The organism is Streptomyces sp. AHU1, assembly GCF_045343905.1.
Taxonomy (GTDB): Bacteria; Actinomycetota; Actinomycetes; order Streptomycetales; family Streptomycetaceae; genus Streptomyces; species Streptomyces triticiradicis.
On record NZ_CP174283.1, the window covers coordinates 3397625 to 3413089 of the forward strand.

A 15465-nucleotide genomic window follows, 5' to 3' on the forward strand; every position below is an offset into this window, starting at 1 on the left:
CTGATTCTCGGATTGTCGTCCGTCCGCTGGTCCAGAACCTTTTCCCCGAAAGGGCACCGCCGGTCATGCGTACTTCCCCGGGCCTGCTGCCGCGCCGTGCGACCGTGGGCCGCTCCGCCCTCGCCACCCTCAAGACGCCGGCCGGTCCCGCGTCCGCACCCGCACCCGCCGACAGACCGGCCCGCGCGCGGGCCGGGACGCTCGTGTCCACGTGGAGACACCGCGCGCTCCGGCACGGGGGAATTATGTGCGTCGCCAACTCCCTTTTCGGTCGCCGGAGTTGCGCGAGACCCGCCCTGCCCCACGGCTCGGGCCTCCTCGAACCCGGCAGGGAAATCCGTGCCGCGGGTGACCAGTTGGCCTTCCGGATCGTTTCGCAGCGGGACGCGGCCTGGGTCGAAGCACTGTTCGCCGCCGTCGACGCGAAGCAGTGACGCGCGCCCCGGCGCGCCGCCCGTCAGCGAGGAACCGCGCATGCATCAGCCAACAGACCCTCCGCCGCGGGTCCTTCATGTCACGCAGCCGGTCGACGGCGGCGTCGCCCGGGTGGTCGCCGACCTCGTCGGGGCGCAGCTCGCCACCGGAACACGGGTGACCGTCGCCTGCCCGGACGGCAACGGCTTCACCCGGGAGGTGCGGGCGCTCGGCGCGGACGTACGGCCCTGGCACGCGACGCGGGCACCGGGGCCGCAGCTGGCCCAGGAGGTACGGCGGCTCGGCCGGGTCCTGGCGCGGGTGCGGCCCGACGTGGTGCACGCGCACAGCGCCAAGGCGGGGCTCGCGGTCCGGCTCGCGCTGCGCGGACGGGTGCCGACGGTGTTCCAGCCGCACGCCTGGTCGTTCGAGGCCGTCGACGGCGCCGCCGCGGCGCTCGCGCTGCGGTGGGAGCGGTGGGGGGCGCGCTGGGCGTCCCGGGTGGTGTGCGTCAGTGAGGCGGAGCGTGCGACCGGCGCACGAGCCGGAGTGCGCGCCCCCTGGAGGGTGATCCCCAACGGCGTCGACCCCGAGCGGTTCCACCCCGCCTCCGCGGACGCCGTACGAGCCGGGATGCCACTGCTCGCGGGGGTCGGTCCCGCCGCCCCGCTGGTGGTGTGCGTGGGACGGCTGTGCCGGCAGAAGGGGCAGGACATCCTGCTCGAGGCGTGGCCCTCGGTGCTGCGGCGGGTGCCGGCGGCACGGCTCGTGCTCGTCGGGGACGGACCGGACGCCACGCGGCTGCGCGTCGGGGCACCGCGCGGCGTGCTGTTCGCCGGGGCCGCCGCCGACGCGGTGCCCTGGTACCAGGCCGCCGATCTGGTGGTGCTGCCGTCCCGTTGGGAGGGCATGGCGCTGGCTCCGCTGGAGGCCATGGCCTGTGGACGTCCGGTCGTCATGACGGACGTGGACGGGGCCCGCGAGAGCCTGCCGCCGGGACACGACGTCCGCTGTCTGGTGGGCACGCCGGAGCCGGAGCCGCTGGCGGAGTCGATCGGCGCGCTGCTGTCCGATCCCCGGCTGCGCGAGTCGCTCGGCCGCCAGGGCCGCCGCCACGTACTGAACACGCACGACGTACGCCTCACGGCCGACGCGGTCGCGGGGGTGTACCGAGAACTGCTGACCGGGCGACAGCCGCAGCACGTCGGGGGCGTCATGTGCGCGGACCATACCGAGTGCAGGGAGTCCATCCACTCGTGACTGCGGAAAGCACCGTTCCCTCCCCCGGCGGACAGCCCCGGGAGTACGGATCCTCGTCCGTCTCGGTCATGCCTTCGCGCGAGACCTACGGCGGTTTCAGATTCCCGGCCGGGCATCGGCCCCCGGCCCGGAACACCTCCTGGCTGCCGCTGGCGGCCGTGGACGCCGTCGCGGCGCTGGCGGCCGGACAGACGCTCACGGAGGTCCAGCGGCACCCGCTGCTGATCGCCGCCCTGCTGCTCGGCGTGCTCGGCCTGAACGCGCGGGCGTCCCTGTACCGGCCGCCACCGCTGCCCACGCTGCTCGACGAACTGCCCGCCGTCTGCGCGCGGGTCGCGGTCACCTGGTGCGCGCTGGCCGCCGCCTGCGCCGCGTTCGCCCCGGAAGGAGCGCTGTCGGCCCGGACCCTGGCCCTGGGGTGCGCCGCCCAGTCGGCGATCAGCTGCGCGGGCCGCGGCACGGTGCACTGGCGGCGTCGGCGGGCCCTCGCGCGGCACCCCGGTGCCGCCCTGGTGATCGGTCCCGCCGGGACCGCGCAGCGGGTGGCCGCGGCCTTCCTGCGCCGTCCGGACTGCGGGGTACGGCCGGTCGGCGTCGTCTCCGACCGGCCGACCGGCCCCGACGGGCTGCCGGTGCTCACCACCGGCGAGGAAGTGCAGCGGGCGCTCATCCAGAACGGCGTGCGGGCGGTTCTGGTGGTGGAGCCGCCGAGCCGGCGCGGGCCGATGCTGCGGGCGCTGGCCCTCGCGGGCTGCGAGCTGTGGGAGGTCGACCCGGACTCCCCGTCGTACGACCGCGAGGGCCGGTACACGCTGGCCGGTTTCGCCTGCCGTCCCCTGTCGGTCGGCGGACGGCGCGCGGGCTTCGGGAAGCGGCTCCTCGACGTCGCGGTCTCCGGCACGCTGCTGCTGCTGGTCAGTCCGCTGCTGCTGGCGTTCGCGGCCGTCCTGCGGCTGACCGACGGGCCCGGCGTGGTGTTCCGGCAGGAGCGCATCGGCAAGGACGGGCGGCCGTTCACGCTGCTGAAGTTCCGCACCCACCGCCCGGCCGACGCGCACGAGGCCGCGACCCGCTGGAGCGTGGCGGGCGAGCAGGAGATGAGCCGCTTCTGCCACTTCCTCAGGCGCACCTCGCTCGACGAGCTGCTCCAGCTGCTGAACGTCCTGTGGGGCGACATGAGCCTGGTCGGACCGCGCCCCGAACGCCCCTACTTCGTGGCCAAGTTCAGCCAGACCTACCCCGGTTACGCGGCCCGGCACCGGATGCAGACCGGCATCACCGGACTCGCCCAGGTGCACGGGCTGCGCGGCGACACCTCGATCGAGGACCGCTGCCGGTTCGACAACGCGTACATCGACAACTGGTCGATGTGGCAGGACATCTGCATCCTGCTGCGCACGGCCGCGGCGCTGGTGCGCCCGACGGGGAGCTGAGCCGGTGAGCCAGGTCCTGCCCCTCACTCCCCTGGACACCCTGACCGCCGCCCTGCGGCGCGCGCTGCCGGTGCTGCCCGTCGTCGCGGTGATCGCGCTGCTCGGGCTGCCGGTCTCGCCGGACGGCGGGGGCGGCGCGAACATCGCGGACGCCGTCTCCGGCCTCGTGGTGCTCTGCTGCGCGGTCCATCTCCTGCGGACCCGCCGGCGCCCGCTGTCGGCGACGGCCGCCCTGGTCCTCGGGCTCCCGGTGGTCGGCATCTCGGTCGCGGCGGCCGGGGCCGCGGACGTGGGGACGGGGATCACGGGCCTCACCCGCTATCTGCAGGTCTTCGTGCTGGTGCCGGCCGCGGTCCTGCTGCTCGTCCGCGACCGGCGCGATCTGCGGCTGCTGGCCTGGTCGTTCGTCGCGCTGGCGCTGTGGCAGGGGGCGGTCGGCGTGCGGCAGTACGTGACCGGGACCGGTGCCTCGTACCAGGGCGAGGACGTCCGGGCGGTCGGCACCTTCGGGCCGACCGACGTGATGGGCATGGCGACGGTGGTCGCGTTCGGGGTGGTGTGCGCGGTGGCGCTGGCCCTCGGGACGACCGGGGCGCGGCAGCGCTCGGTCGCCGTGCTGTGCGCGCTGGCCCTGCTGGGGCCGCTGGCCCTCTCGTTCAGTCGGGGCGCGTGGATCGCCACGGTCCTGGCCTGCGGCGCGCAGCTGGTGCTGGCGGGGCTCCGGCGCGCGGTGAAGGTGGTCGCGGCGCTGGCCGCGGCCGGGACGATCCTGGTGGGCGGTCTCGGTGTCGGCAGCAGCATGCTCCAGGAGCGTCTCACCAGCATCACGCAGGTCGCCGACGCGCCGGACCAGTCGGTGACCGACCGGTACACGATGTGGGCGGCGGCCACCGGCATGTGGCGCGAACACCCGCTGACGGGCGTCGGGCTGAAGGGCTTCCCCGACCACCGGGACTCCCACGCCTCGCTCGCGCTGTCCTCGGGCAGCGACATCGCCGGCGCGGGCTCCGCCTACCACAAGCAGGCGCTGCTCTCGCCGCACAACATGTACCTCCTCGTGCTCGGCGAGCAGGGCCTCGTCGGACTGCTGGCCCTGGCGGGCAGCTGGCTCGCGCTGCTGGTGTGCGCGCTGCGCGGACTCGTCCGCGTACGCCGCGGGACCCGGGACGCCCCGGGGCCCGGCCTCGCCGGGGACCGCGCCCCGCACGGCACGGACTGCGCGCTCGTCGCGTGCGGGCTGCTCGTCTGGCAGCTGGTCGACTTCGTGTACGCGGACATCGGCGGTCCCTCCACGGTCCTGACGGGCGTCGTGTTCGGCGTCGCCGGCTGGTGGGCGCTGATGGATCCGTCGTCGGCGCCCGGCACCGGCGCGGCGGCACCCGCCGCCGTACGGGAGGAGGCCGCGGCGCGATGACGGTGACGCCTCCCAGGGCGGGGGAAGGCCCGGACACCGACCCGGGCCTCGGGACGGGCACGGGGACCGACACGGGTCCGGGGACGAGCACAGGTCCGGGGACGGGCACGGGGACGAGCACAGGTCCGGGGACGGGCACGGGGAGCGGCGCGGGTCCGGAAACGGGGACGGGCGCGGGGAGCGCGGGGATGAGCACGGACACCGGGGCGGGCGCGGGGACGGGAAGCGGCGCGCGGGCGGGGACGGCCCCCCGTACAGAGCCCGGCCCGGGTGCGTCGGGCACGGGAGTCGGCACCGGCACGGGAAGTGGTGCCACCGAGGAGAGCGGCGCCGGGCCGGCCCTCCCGCTGCCCTCCGCCCGGGCCGCCCGCTCCTCCGCCGCGCGGCCCCCCGGTCCCCGGAAGGGAGCGGACCAGCCCGAAGCCGCCTCCAACCGGTTCCTCGCCAAGGCCGCTCTCGTCACCGTCGCCCTCTCGATCGCCGGAGCCCTGCTGGGCCTCGGCCGGGACCAGGCGCTGGCGCACCTGTTCGGCGCCGGGTCGGACACGGACGCCTTCCTCGTCGCGTGGACGGTGCCGGAGTTCGCGGCGACGCTGCTGATCGAGGACGGACTGGCCTTCGTGCTGATCCCGGCGTTCAGCGTGGCCGTGACCCGGCGCGCCCGGGGAGCCGCCGGTGATCCCGTACGCGCCCTGGTCGCCGCCACCCTGCCCCGGCTGACGCTCGCCTTCGCGGCCGTCGGCGCGCTGCTGATCGCGGGGGCGCCGTACCTGGTCGAGGCGCTCGCGCCCGGCCTGCCCGATCCCCGGCTCGCGGTGGACTGCACCCGGCTGACCGCGACCTGCGCGTTCTCCTTCGGGCTCGCCGGGTACTGCAGCGCGGCCCTGCGCGCGCACCGGCGCTTCGTGGCACCGGCGGCGATCTACATGGCGTACAACGCCGGGATCATCACGGTGATGTTCGTCCTCGGCGCGCGCTGGGGGGTGCGGTCGGCGGCGCTCGGGGTCGCGGTCGGCGGCGCGCTCATGGTGGTGGCGCAGGCACCGTCGCTGTGGCGGCAACTGCGCCGCGGGGAAGCGTCGGCCGGGGCCCCGGCCGACGAGCCGGCCCGCCCGATGGACCTGACCCTCGTCGGCACGGTCCTGCTCTTCGCGCTGTGCCGGCAGTCCCAGGTCCTCGTCGAGCGCTTCCTGGCCTCCTCGCTGCCCGCCGGGGCCATCTCGCATCTGAACTACGCCCAGAAGGTGGCCCAGATGCCGATGGTGCTCTCCCTGATGCTGTGCACGGTCACCTTCCCCGTGGTCGCGCAGGCCATCGCCGAGGGCGACACCGAGCGGGCCCGCGACCGGGTGGAGCGCGATCTGACGCTCGTCGCCTGCACGGTGCTCCTCGGCACGGCCGTGGTCGTGGCCTGCGCCCCGCAGATCGTCCAACTGCTCTTCCAGCGCGGCGCGTTCACCGCCCAGGACACGGCGGCGACGGCGGCGGTCATGCGGGTGTACGCCCTCGGTCTGCTCGGCCACACCCTGGTCGGCGCGCTCGTGCGCTCGTACTTCTCCTCGGCACGGCCGACCTGGTACCCGCTGTTCGCGATGACCGCCGGGATCGTCGCGACCTGCTCGACCGGGGCCCTGGCCGTCGGCCCCTGGGGAGTTCGGGGGATCGCCCTCGCCAACGCGGCCGGCATCACCCTCACGGCCGTGCTCCTGCTGCACGGCACGGGTCCGCGCAGCGTGCCGATCCGCACCCGCAAGGTGGTGGCCGAGATCGGCAAGACGCTGCGGGCCGCCCTGACCGCGGCGGCGACCGGCGGTCTGTGCGCGAGCGGCGTGGACTCCCCGCTGCTCGGACTCGCCGTCGGCGGCACGGTCGTGACCGTCGTCTTCGCCCTGCTGGCCTGGGCCTTCCGGGTCGAGGAATTCACCTCCGCACTCCGTTCCGTCACACGAAGGGTTCCGCATGCCCGTTTCCGCTGACAGCAGCAGACGTACCGGCACGAACTCCCTCGACGCGCCGCCCTGGGTGGCGATGTACCACTCCGTCGGGGACTGTGCCGACGACCCGTACCGCGTCACGGTCTCCCCGGAGCGCCTCGACCGGCAGCTGGGCTGGCTGCGCGGACGCGGTCTGCGCGGGGTGTGCGTGAGGGACCTGCTCGCGGCCCGCGCCCGCGGCGGGGGGCGGGATCTGGTGGGCCTGACCTTCGACGACGGGTACGCCGACTTCGTCGAGGCCGCCCTCCCCCTCCTGCGGCACCACGGGTTCGGCGCCACCCTCTTCGTCCTGCCCGGCCGGCTCGGCGGCGACAACGGCTGGGATCCGCTGGGCCCCCGCAAGCCGCTGCTGGACGAGCGGGGCATCCGGCTCGCCGCCGCCTGCGAGGGCGTGGAGGTCGGCTCGCACGGACTCACCCACGTCGACCTGACGAAGGCCGACGACACCGTGCTGCGCGCCGAGGTCGCGGAGAGCAGGGCGGTGCTCTCGGAGCTGATCGGCGCTCACGTCGACGGCTTCTGCTATCCGTACGGGACCGTCGACCGCCGGGTCGTCGACGCCGTTCGCGACGCCGGGTACGGCTACGGCTGCGCGATCGACCCCGGCCCGCTGACCGGCCCGTACGCCCTCCCCCGCCTGCACGTCGGCGAGCGGGACACCTCGCTGCGCCTGTTCCTGAAGCACCGGCTGCACCGCCTGCGCCGGCGCCCGGTCGGGGCGGGCCGGTGAAGGCGCTGCACGTCATCACCGGTCTCGGCGTCGGCGGCGCCGAACAGCAACTGCGGCTGCTGCTGCGGCACCTGCCCGTCCCCTGCGACGTCGTGACGCTCACCGATCCCGGGGCCGTCGCCGAGGGGCTGGCCGACGACGGTGTGCGCGTGATCCACCTCGGCATGTCCGGCAATCGCGACCTCACCGCGCTCCCCCGCCTGGTGAAGGTGATCCGCGCGGGCCGCTACGACCTCGTGCACACCCATCTCTACCGGGCCTGCGTGTACGGAAGGCTCGCCGCCCGGCTGGCCGGAGTGAGGGCGGTCGTGGCCACCGAGCACTCGCTCGGCGACTCGCAGATGGAGGGCCGTCGGCTCAGCGCGGGGGTACGCGGCCTGTACCTGGCCAGCGAGCGGCTCGGCCGCACCACCGTCGCCGTCTCGCCCACCGTCGCCGAACGGCTGCGCCGCTGGGGCGTGCCCGGACCGCGCATCGAGATCGTGCCCAACGGCGTCGACCTCGCCCGCTTCCGCTTCGACCCCCTCCTGCGCGAGCGCACCCGCCGCCGGCTCGGGCTCCCGGAGGACGCCTACGTCGTCGGCGGCGTCGGCAGGCTCGCGCCGGGCAAGCGGTTCGACGTCCTGGTCCACGCGCTGGCCGGGCTTCCCCGCGACTGCCGGCTGCTGCTGGTCGGCGGCGGCACGGAGGAGGGCCCGCTGCGGCGCGCGGCGCACGACGCGGGGGTCGCGGACCGGGTCCTGTTCACCGGCGAGCGCCCCGCCGACGACCTGCCGTCGCTGCTGGGAGCCATGGACGTCCTCGCCTCGCCCAGCCCCGAGGAGGCGTTCGGGCTGGCCGTCGTGGAGGCGCTGGCGGCCGGACTGCCGGTGCTGTACGTCTCCTGCCCGGCCGTCGAGGACCTGCCGCCCGGGGCGGCCCGCGGGGCCGTCCGCATACGGGGCGGCGCGGACTCCTTCGCCCGCGCGCTGACCGGCGTCCGGGCCCGGGGCCCCGCCCCCCGCCCGGCCTCCGAGGCGGCCCACCACTACTGCATCACCCGCAGCGCCGCACGGCTCATGGACGTGTACGCGGCCGCTGCCTCGCGCACCTGACTGGAGTGAGTTCCCATGTCCGAAAACCTCACCAGGGGCCACCGCCCCCCGCATCCGGCCCCTTCCCGGGCGAGGACCGTGCCGGCGTGGTCGCTGCTCGCCGCCACGGCCGTGCTCGGCGGCGCGCTCGGCGGCGCGTACGGCGTGGTGAAGCCCCCGGTCTACACGGCCACGAGCTACGTCATCGCCGTGCCGACGGACAAGGGCGACCCCTCGGCCGCGCTCGGCTTCGCCCAGGCCTACGGCCGGGTCGCCACACAGCTCGCGGTGCTCGGGGACGCGCAGGTGTGGGCCGGTGTGCCGGTGAGGACGCTGGAGTCGAGCGTGCGGACGGCGACCTCCCCGGACGCCCCGATGGTCGCCGTGTCCGCCACCTCCTCACGGCCCGGCCTGGCCGCCGACATGGCCAACGCGGTCACCCGTTCACTGACCCAGCACGCCAACGAGAGCAAGCAGAGCACCCACGTCGAACTGCTGTCGTTCTCCCGCGCGCCGAAGCCGACGTCGCCGTCCTCGGCGTCCCCGACGGTGACGGGCCTGGTCGGCGCGAGCGCGGGCGGGCTGCTCGGCGCTCTCGTGCTGCTGGTCCGTCCCCGGCGGCACACCGAGCCGGCCCGGCCCGCCTCGGTGCCGAGCCCGGCCACCGCGGCCGATGTGCACGGCCAGCTGTGAGCGGGACGCTCCGGACCGGTGCGCGGAGCACCGCACGGGCAGAAATCGTCACCGAGGAGCGGGAGTTCACCGCACTCGCGGCGCCCTGGGGGCGCCTGTACCGCCGATGCGGCACCGCCACCGCGTTCCAGAGCCACGCCTGGCTGCACTCCTGGTGGCTGTCGTACGGGACGCCGGGGCGGCTGCGCCTGGTGGTCGTGCGCGAGGGGGGTGAACTGCTCGCGGTCGCGCCCCTGATGCGGGCCCGCCGCGGACTGCCGACGCTCGTGCCGCTCGGCGGGCCGATCTCCGACTACGCGGACGTGCTCCTCGACGACGAGCACGCCGACCGCGCGGCGGCGACGCTCGCCGAGGGACTGTCGGCCGCAGCCCGCACCGCGCTGATCGACTTCCGCGAGGTCCGCCCCGGCGGCGCGGTGGAACGGGTCTACGAGCACTGGGACGGGCCGCGCCGCCGGGTCGGTGACTCCCTGTGCCTGGAGCTGCCGGCCGGCTCGATGGACGAACTGGTCGGCCGCCTCCCCTCCGCCAAGGCCCAGCGCGTCCGGGCCAAGCTGCGCAAACTCACCGCGCTCGGGGTCGAACGGCGGGTGGTGGGCCACGACGAGGTGGACGCGGCCCTCGGCCGGCTGCTCGAACTGCACCGGTTGCAGTGGGAGGGCCGGAAGGTGACCTCCGAACACCTCCATGAACGGTTCTCGGAACATCTGGTCCGCTCGGTGGGCCCGATGGTGCGGTCCGGCGACGCGGTGGTCACCGAGTTCCGGCTCGACGGCGCCGTGATGGCCGTGGACCTCACCCTGCTGTCGCGGCGCCTGGCCGGCGGCTATCTGTACGGCGCCCATCCACGGCTGCGCGAACGCAAGGCGGACGTGGCGGTGATGCTGCTCGACGCCTGCTCCCGGCACACCGAGGGCGGCGGCCACGGGACGCTGAGCCTGCTGCGCGGCGACGAACCCTACAAGCACCACTGGCGCCCGGCTCCGGTCGTCAACCAGCGACTGCTCCTCGCCCGTCGACGCACGGCACCGCTGATGTCGGCGGTCGTCTGCGACGTCGCCGCGCGCCGATGGGGCAAGGAGCTGCTGCGGAGCTGGAAGGAACGCGGGGGCGGCGGGCCCTGAACGGCCCGCCGCCCTCCGGGGCCGTCAGTCGCCCGACCACCAGTCGCCGGACCACCAGTCCCGCGACGACCAGTCCTGCGACGGCCAGTCCCGTGACGGCCAGTCCCGTGACGGCCAGTCCCGTGACGGCCAGTCGAGGGGCACGCACAGCTTCTCGCCGAGCCAGTACTCCACCCAGTCACCGAGTTCCAGCGGCATGCAGGTGGCCTGGTCCGGTGCCGCGGGCTCGGCGGGCTCGACCGGCGGGGTCGGGGCGGGCTCGGGCGTCTCGGTCTTGGCCGGGGGCGGCGTGAAGACCGGCTCGGACACCGGGGGCGGTGTGGAGACGGGGGTCTTGGCCGGGGTCGGGACCGGCTCGGGCGTCGATGCCGGTTCAGGCGTCGGCGTCGGTTCGGACGTCGGCGTCGGCGTCGGCGCGGGTGTCGGCGCCGGTTCGGACGCCGGGGTCGGTTCCGGCGCCGGACCGGTGGGCGTCGGGCCGGTGAAGTGGGACAGTGCCGCCCGATAGGCCTCGGCCGCCCGCGGGTTGTCCTCGCACTGCCACACGCCGTGCGGGCAGTAGTCGGTGAGCGTGTTGTACAGCGGCTTGTGCTCGTCGATCCACGCGAGCATGTCCTTCATGTACGCCGCGTTGTCGCCGTTGCGGTAGAGGCCCCACTCGGGATAGGAGACGGCCTTGCCGTGGGCCTTCGCGAAGTCCACCTGGTCCTGGAGCCCGTACGGCTCCTTCACCTGCTCGTCGAACGAGAGTCCCGACGGCTGGTCGTACGCGTCCATGCCGATGATGTCGACCGTGCCGTCCCCCGGATAGCACTGGGTCCAGGGAACGGCGTCCCGGCCGCGGTTCGGGGCGAAGTCGAACCGGAACCTCTGTCCCGGCACCGACCGCATGGCGGTGACGATCCTGTTCCAGTACCTCTTCCAGGCCTCCGGGTCGGGGCCGCAGCGATGGGTGTACGTGGTGCCGTTCATCTCCCAGCCGAGCACGATGACGGTGTCGGGCACCTTCAGGGCGACCAGCCGCTCGGCCAGCGCGCGGAAGTGGTGGTCGAAGGCCCCGCTCTCGGCCTCGCGCAGCAGCCGGCGGACCTGGCCGTCGGAGAGCCCTTCCTCGTTGCGCTCCATCATCGGGACGTTGAGGACGAGCATCCGGTCGTCCCGTCGGCGGCGCCAGTCGGCCCAGGCGTCCAGGAATCCGGGCGCGCCCTCGATGTTGCTCCACCGGTCGCCGGGCAGATACGTGTGTCCGACCCGCAGTTCGGTACCGCCCAGCCAGCGGCTGAGCTCTCCGATGCGGGCGATGCCCGCGGCGCCGTAGTCGAGGTAGGCGCCGAACGCCGGCGGCCCGGCGGCGCCCTGTCCGGCGGACCGGGCGGGCCTCGCGCCGTCCGCGCCGTCCGCGACGGGCACGGCAGGCACGGCAGGCACGGCGGGCACGGCCGTGGTGGGGGCCCCGGTGGGCACGGGCGCCGACGACACGGCCGCGCCCGCCGCCGGAGCCGCGTTCCCCGCCGTGGCCGTGCTCCCCATCGAAGAAGGAACGTTTCTGCTGGTCGAGGAACTCGCGGACGGTTTCGCCGCCGTGGGGGTCGGAGCCGGCGGGTCGCCCACCCGCGTCGCCCCGGCGCCCACCGCGTACACCGGACCGGACGCGAGAGCGACCGACGTGACGATGCCGGCCGCGACGAACGTCAGCCTTGCGCTCCGGGGCCGCTGTTGCTGTGGGGCCATGCCTGCTCCTCTCCCTCTTGGTCCTCGGATTCTTCGTTTCCGATGGCTGACACTCAGTCATGCGAATGCCCGCTCGGCCAACCGAGGTTCCGGTCTCCCGCTCCGGCGGCCACTCTCACGGGTGACCCGCCCGGTCGCCGGTTCCGGGGGAAGTCGCGTCCGCGGGTCGCGTTCCGTGAGGGGGACGCGCCTTCCGCTTCCTGCCGGTTCGTCCGTCGCGGACACCGCCGCGGTGTTGCGCCAAGTGGCCGCCCGGTTTTCCCGGCCCGCCGTACTGCTCCCGTCGGATGACGGCGGAGCCGTCCCCGGTGGGTACGCGACCGCCCCGGGTGCCGGACACGTCACCGCGCCCGGCACCCGGGGCGGGAACGCGCCCGGCACCCGGGGCGGGAACGGTCCGGCACCCGGGGCGGAGCGTCACGGACGGGCCGCGACCCGGCCTCGCCGGTACAGCAGGGCACCGCCCACCAGCAGGGCGGCACTGATCGCCGAGGCGGCGAACAGGCCCTCGCTGCCGGTCTCCGCCAGCGTCGGGGGCGGGGTGTACTGCCGGTGCACCGTGACGGGCGGCGTGTACGGGGTCTTCGTCGGCGGCTGCTCGTGGACCGTCGGCGGGGGCGTGTGCCGGACCGGCGGCGGGGGTGTCACGTGGGGCTGGTCATTGCCGCATTCGTTGCCGTACGCGGAGTTGCCCAGGCCGAGCACGTTCACGGAGTTGCCGCAGAGGTTCAGCGGGATGTCCACCGGTACCTGGATGCTGTTGCCCGACAGGACACCCGGCGAGCCGTGCGTCTCGCCGTACGCCGAGGAGCCGTTCCCGTCGCCGTGGCGGTCGCCCGAGTCGCGGTACCCCGAGCCTCCGTGCCGGGAGTGCCCGTAGCCGGAGTCGTCGTACCCGGAACCGCCGCCGTGGCCACGGCGTTCGTCCCCGTGGCCGCCGTACGCGCCGTGGCCGCCGCCCGAGCGGTCGGCGCCGCGGTGACCGGCGTCGCGCCCCAGGCCGCTCTCGGACCCTCGGCGGACGTCGTGGTGCGGCGCGGCGTGCCGGTCGTGCGAACCGGAGCCGTTGACACAGGCGTTGCCGAAGGCGGGGTTGAGCGCGGCGACGACGTCGACCGTGTTGCCGCAGAGGTTCAGCGGCACGTTCACCGGGATCTGGATGTTGTTGCCCGACGCCACGCCGGGTGAGTCCGAGGCGGTCGCGGCCGCGTTCGAGTCCGCCAGCGCCGGACTGGCGTAGAGGGACATGATGCCTGTCGCGGCCGCGGCCACGACCGCTCCCCTACTCAGGTTCTGTCGCACTTTCGTTGTCTTCCTGCCGGTAGAAGTGAGGAGGCCGGCCCCGGGACCGGATGGAGGGTCCCGAGCCGGCCGTGGCACAGCCGGAGGCGGCTGGAGCGCCGAAGTGTCAGTCGTTGACGCAGATGTTGTCGGCCGCGGTGTTCAGCGCGGCGATCACGTTGACCGAGTTGCCGCACACGTTGACGGGGACGTGGACGGGGGCCTGGACCACGTTGCCCGAGAGGACACCGGGGGAACGGACGGCGGCGCCCTCGGCGCCCGCGTCCGCGAAGGCCGGGGCGGCCATGCCCAGGGCCATGAGCGTGCCGGCGACGAGAGCGGCGCTCTTCTTGTGCTTCATGTGCTTTCCCTTCTCCGCGGTCATGCTCCTTTTGCCGGCCGAAGCCGAGCGAGCACCACCTGAACGGCTCGCACCATGACCTGCAGGCTGTGAACGAGGGACGGACGGCGCAAGAAACTACGGAGGACGAGTGACTTGGGAATTCACCCGAATCGCCCTGTGCCGGATCGGCGCGGAAGCCGGGCGGCGGGCGGAACGCTCCCTGCGAAGGAGCGTTTCGCCCGGGGAGGGACGTCAACTCGGCGGAAACGGAATTCACCCCTGTGGCAGAAGCCCGGGGCGAAACCCGCGACGGGGCCCGGCCGTGCGCCCGGACGCGGTGCACGCACCCGGGCCTGCGGTCACCGCGCGCAGTCGCCGGAGCAGTCGTCCAGGTCGCGGGCCTGGCCGACCGCGGTGGCGAGCGCCGACACGTCCTCGTCCTCGGTCAGGTTCGCCAGGGAGCGGGCCCGCGAGGCGAGTTCGCCGAGGGACGGGACGCCGGGCAGGGAGTTCCACCGGGCGTCCCCGGAGCGCAGGGCGTCGGCGAAGTAGGCGGCCACGGCCGTGACCTGGAAGGAGGACGGCGAGTCCCAGACACCGCCGCGCAGATCGCCGGTCTCCAGGCTGCCGGACCTCTCGTGCGGGGCGCGGGAGTCGGGGTCGAGCCAGCGGACGGTCGCGGTGGCCAGGTGGCCGGAGGCGCCGGGACGGGTGCGGACGGCGTAGAGGGCGGTGACCGTGTGGCCGGGGCCCACCTCTCCGCCGTCCACCCGGTCGTCGCGGAAGTCCTCGTCGGCGACCTTCCGGTCGTCGTAGCCGATCAGCCGGAACTGTTCGACGGTCTCGGGGTCGAAGGCGACCTGTGCCTTGGCGTCGCGTGCCGTGAGGTCGATGTTCTGCGGGAGCTGGTCGCAGAAGACGGTGAGGGCGTCGTCGCGGTCGGCGACGTACGTCGTGTGCCCGTCGCCCTTGTCGGCGAGGCGTTCCATGAGGGCGTCGCCGTAGTCGCTGCCGACGCCCACGCCGAAGAGGGTGATGCCGTGCTCGCGGCGAGCGGAGGAGATCCGTTCGAGGATGGTGTCCGCGTCCGTGTCACCGGTGTTGGCGAGGCCGTCGGAGATCAGGACGACCCGGTTGGTGGCTCCCTCGCGCAGCCCGTGGACGGCGGTCGCGTACCCGGTCCGCACGCCCGCGCCGAGGTTGGTCGAGTCGGTCGGCTCCAGACCGGCGATCGCCCGGTGGACGCGGGCGCGGTGGTCGCCGAGCCGGGTCATCGGCAGCACGGTCTCCGCTTCGTCGCTGAAGGTGACCAGGGCGACCGAGTCGTCGTCGCGCAGCCGGTCCGTCATCGTGTCGAGGGACTCCCGGGCCAGGTCGAGTCGGCCCGGCTCCGCCATGGAGCCCGAGGTGTCGATGACGAAGGTGAGGGCGGCGGGCGGGCGTTCGCGCTCGCTGTCGGCGGGCCGGGTGGCGAGCCCCACCCGGACGAGGGACCAGCGTCCGTCGTCCGTACGGGCGCCGTCGACGGACACGGAGAAGCCGTTGCCGTCGGGGCGTGCGTAGTCCTGGCGGAAGCTGTTGACGAACTCCTCGGGGCGGACCGTCGCGGGGTCGGGGGCGCGGCCGCCCGCGAGGGTGCGGCGGGCGTAGCCGTACGACGCGGTGTCGACGTCGAGGGCGAAGGTGGAGAGGTAGTCGGCCGACGGCGTGGCCTCGGGGGCGTCCGACTGCTCGCCCTGCTCGTCGCCCCTGGCCGCGCCGCCCGTCGGCTGGGCGGGGGCGGGCAGCGGGAGGTTGCGTCCGCCGGACTTGTCCGCCCCGTCGGAGGAGTTGCTGCCGCTTCCCGCTCCGCATCCGGTGAGCAGCACCGCGCCCGCCACCGTCAGGGCGAGCAGCGGTCCGCCGAGCCTCCTGCGCGTCGCCGTCCGTGTGTGGTTCTTCCCCATCGGTACCCCCTCGGCGTACGGCCCTCGTG

General features: G+C 74.7%; 13 protein-coding genes. 9 read left to right on the forward strand and 4 right to left on the reverse strand.

What is annotated here, in order from left to right; all coding sequences use genetic code 11:
- Nucleotides 1–65 precede the first annotated feature (65 nt).
- The 9 genes from ACICHK_RS15345 to ACICHK_RS15385 all read left to right on the forward strand — a co-directional run bounded on the left by ACICHK_RS15345 (nt 66) and on the right by ACICHK_RS15385 (nt 10135).
- Nucleotides 66–434, forward strand: coding sequence for a hypothetical protein (locus ACICHK_RS15345; RefSeq protein ID WP_406837342.1), 369 nt, complete (start codon nt 66–68; stop codon nt 432–434).
- Between the two features lie 40 nt (nt 435–474).
- Complete coding sequence (locus ACICHK_RS15350; RefSeq protein ID WP_406837343.1) at nt 475–1674, forward strand: glycosyltransferase family 4 protein; 1200 nt, start codon at nt 475–477, stop codon at nt 1672–1674.
- Nucleotides 1671–3107: an exopolysaccharide biosynthesis polyprenyl glycosylphosphotransferase gene (locus ACICHK_RS15355; protein ID WP_406837344.1), complete on the forward strand. Its 1437-nt coding sequence runs from the start codon at nt 1671–1673 to the stop codon at nt 3105–3107. Before ACICHK_RS15350 ends, ACICHK_RS15355 begins: the two co-directional genes overlap by 4 nt.
- 4 nt (nt 3108–3111) lie before the next feature.
- Nucleotides 3112–4521, forward strand: a complete 1410-nt coding sequence (locus ACICHK_RS15360) for an O-antigen ligase family protein (RefSeq protein WP_406837345.1) — start codon at nt 3112–3114, stop codon at nt 4519–4521.
- Nucleotides 4522–4709: 188 nt separating this feature from the next.
- Nucleotides 4710–6497: a murein biosynthesis integral membrane protein MurJ gene (murJ, locus tag ACICHK_RS15365; protein ID WP_406837346.1), complete on the forward strand. Its 1788-nt coding sequence runs from the start codon at nt 4710–4712 to the stop codon at nt 6495–6497.
- The gene (locus ACICHK_RS15370; RefSeq protein WP_406837347.1) at nt 6481–7245 is read left to right on the forward strand and encodes a polysaccharide deacetylase family protein; all 765 of its coding nucleotides are present in this window, start codon (nt 6481–6483) and stop codon (nt 7243–7245) included. The genes murJ and ACICHK_RS15370 overlap by 17 nt, the downstream gene beginning before the upstream one ends.
- A complete protein-coding gene (locus tag ACICHK_RS15375; RefSeq protein WP_406837348.1) occupies nt 7242–8339 on the forward strand; it encodes a glycosyltransferase in 1098 nt (365 codons plus the stop codon). The genes ACICHK_RS15370 and ACICHK_RS15375 overlap by 4 nt, the downstream gene beginning before the upstream one ends.
- A gap of 15 nt (nt 8340–8354) precedes the next feature.
- Nucleotides 8355–9011 (forward strand): lipopolysaccharide biosynthesis protein, encoded by a 657-nt coding sequence (locus ACICHK_RS15380; protein WP_406837349.1) that lies wholly within the window; start codon nt 8355–8357, stop codon nt 9009–9011.
- Nucleotides 9012–9055: 44 nt separating this feature from the next.
- Nucleotides 9056–10135, forward strand: a complete 1080-nt coding sequence (locus ACICHK_RS15385) for a GNAT family N-acetyltransferase (RefSeq protein WP_406841230.1) — start codon at nt 9056–9058, stop codon at nt 10133–10135.
- 24 nt (nt 10136–10159) lie between these two features.
- Here the strand turns inward: ACICHK_RS15385 and ACICHK_RS15390 are convergent, their stop codons facing one another.
- From ACICHK_RS15390 to ACICHK_RS15405, 4 genes are all read right to left on the reverse strand, one after another.
- Complete coding sequence (locus ACICHK_RS15390; protein WP_406837350.1) at nt 10160–11866, reverse strand: glycosyl hydrolase; 1707 nt, start codon at nt 11864–11866, stop codon at nt 10160–10162.
- Nucleotides 11867–12283: 417 nt separating this feature from the next.
- Nucleotides 12284–13168 carry a chaplin gene (locus ACICHK_RS15395; RefSeq protein WP_406837351.1) on the reverse strand — a complete coding sequence of 295 codons (885 nt, stop codon included), beginning with the start codon at nt 13166–13168 and terminating at the stop codon, nt 12284–12286.
- Between the two features lie 106 nt (nt 13169–13274).
- Entirely contained in the window at nt 13275–13532 is a 258-nt protein-coding gene (locus ACICHK_RS15400; protein ID WP_406837352.1) for a chaplin, read from the reverse strand.
- A gap of 317 nt (nt 13533–13849) precedes the next feature.
- Complete coding sequence (locus ACICHK_RS15405; protein ID WP_406837353.1) at nt 13850–15436, reverse strand: von Willebrand factor type A domain-containing protein; 1587 nt, start codon at nt 15434–15436, stop codon at nt 13850–13852.
- Between the last annotated feature and the right edge of the window lie 29 nt (nt 15437–15465).

Bases quoted from the DNA above. Each gene is read 5' to 3' on its own strand.
- ACICHK_RS15345 (WP_406837342.1), top strand. From the start codon at position 66: ATGCGTACTTCCCCGGGCCTGCTGCCGCGCCGTGCGACCGTGGGCCGC.
- ACICHK_RS15350 (WP_406837343.1), top strand. From the start codon at position 475: ATGCATCAGCCAACAGACCCTCCGCCGCGGGTCCTTCATGTCACGCAG.
- murJ (WP_406837346.1), top strand. From the start codon at position 4,710: ATGAGCACGGACACCGGGGCGGGCGCGGGGACGGGAAGCGGCGCGCGG.
- ACICHK_RS15370 (WP_406837347.1), top strand. From the start codon at position 6,481: ATGCCCGTTTCCGCTGACAGCAGCAGACGTACCGGCACGAACTCCCTC.
- ACICHK_RS15380 (WP_406837349.1), top strand. From the start codon at position 8,355: ATGTCCGAAAACCTCACCAGGGGCCACCGCCCCCCGCATCCGGCCCCT.
- ACICHK_RS15390 (WP_406837350.1), bottom strand. From the start codon at position 11,866: ATGGCCCCACAGCAACAGCGGCCCCGGAGCGCAAGGCTGACGTTCGTC.
- ACICHK_RS15400 (WP_406837352.1), bottom strand. From the start codon at position 13,532: ATGACCGCGGAGAAGGGAAAGCACATGAAGCACAAGAAGAGCGCCGCT.
- ACICHK_RS15405 (WP_406837353.1), bottom strand. From the start codon at position 15,436: ATGGGGAAGAACCACACACGGACGGCGACGCGCAGGAGGCTCGGCGGA.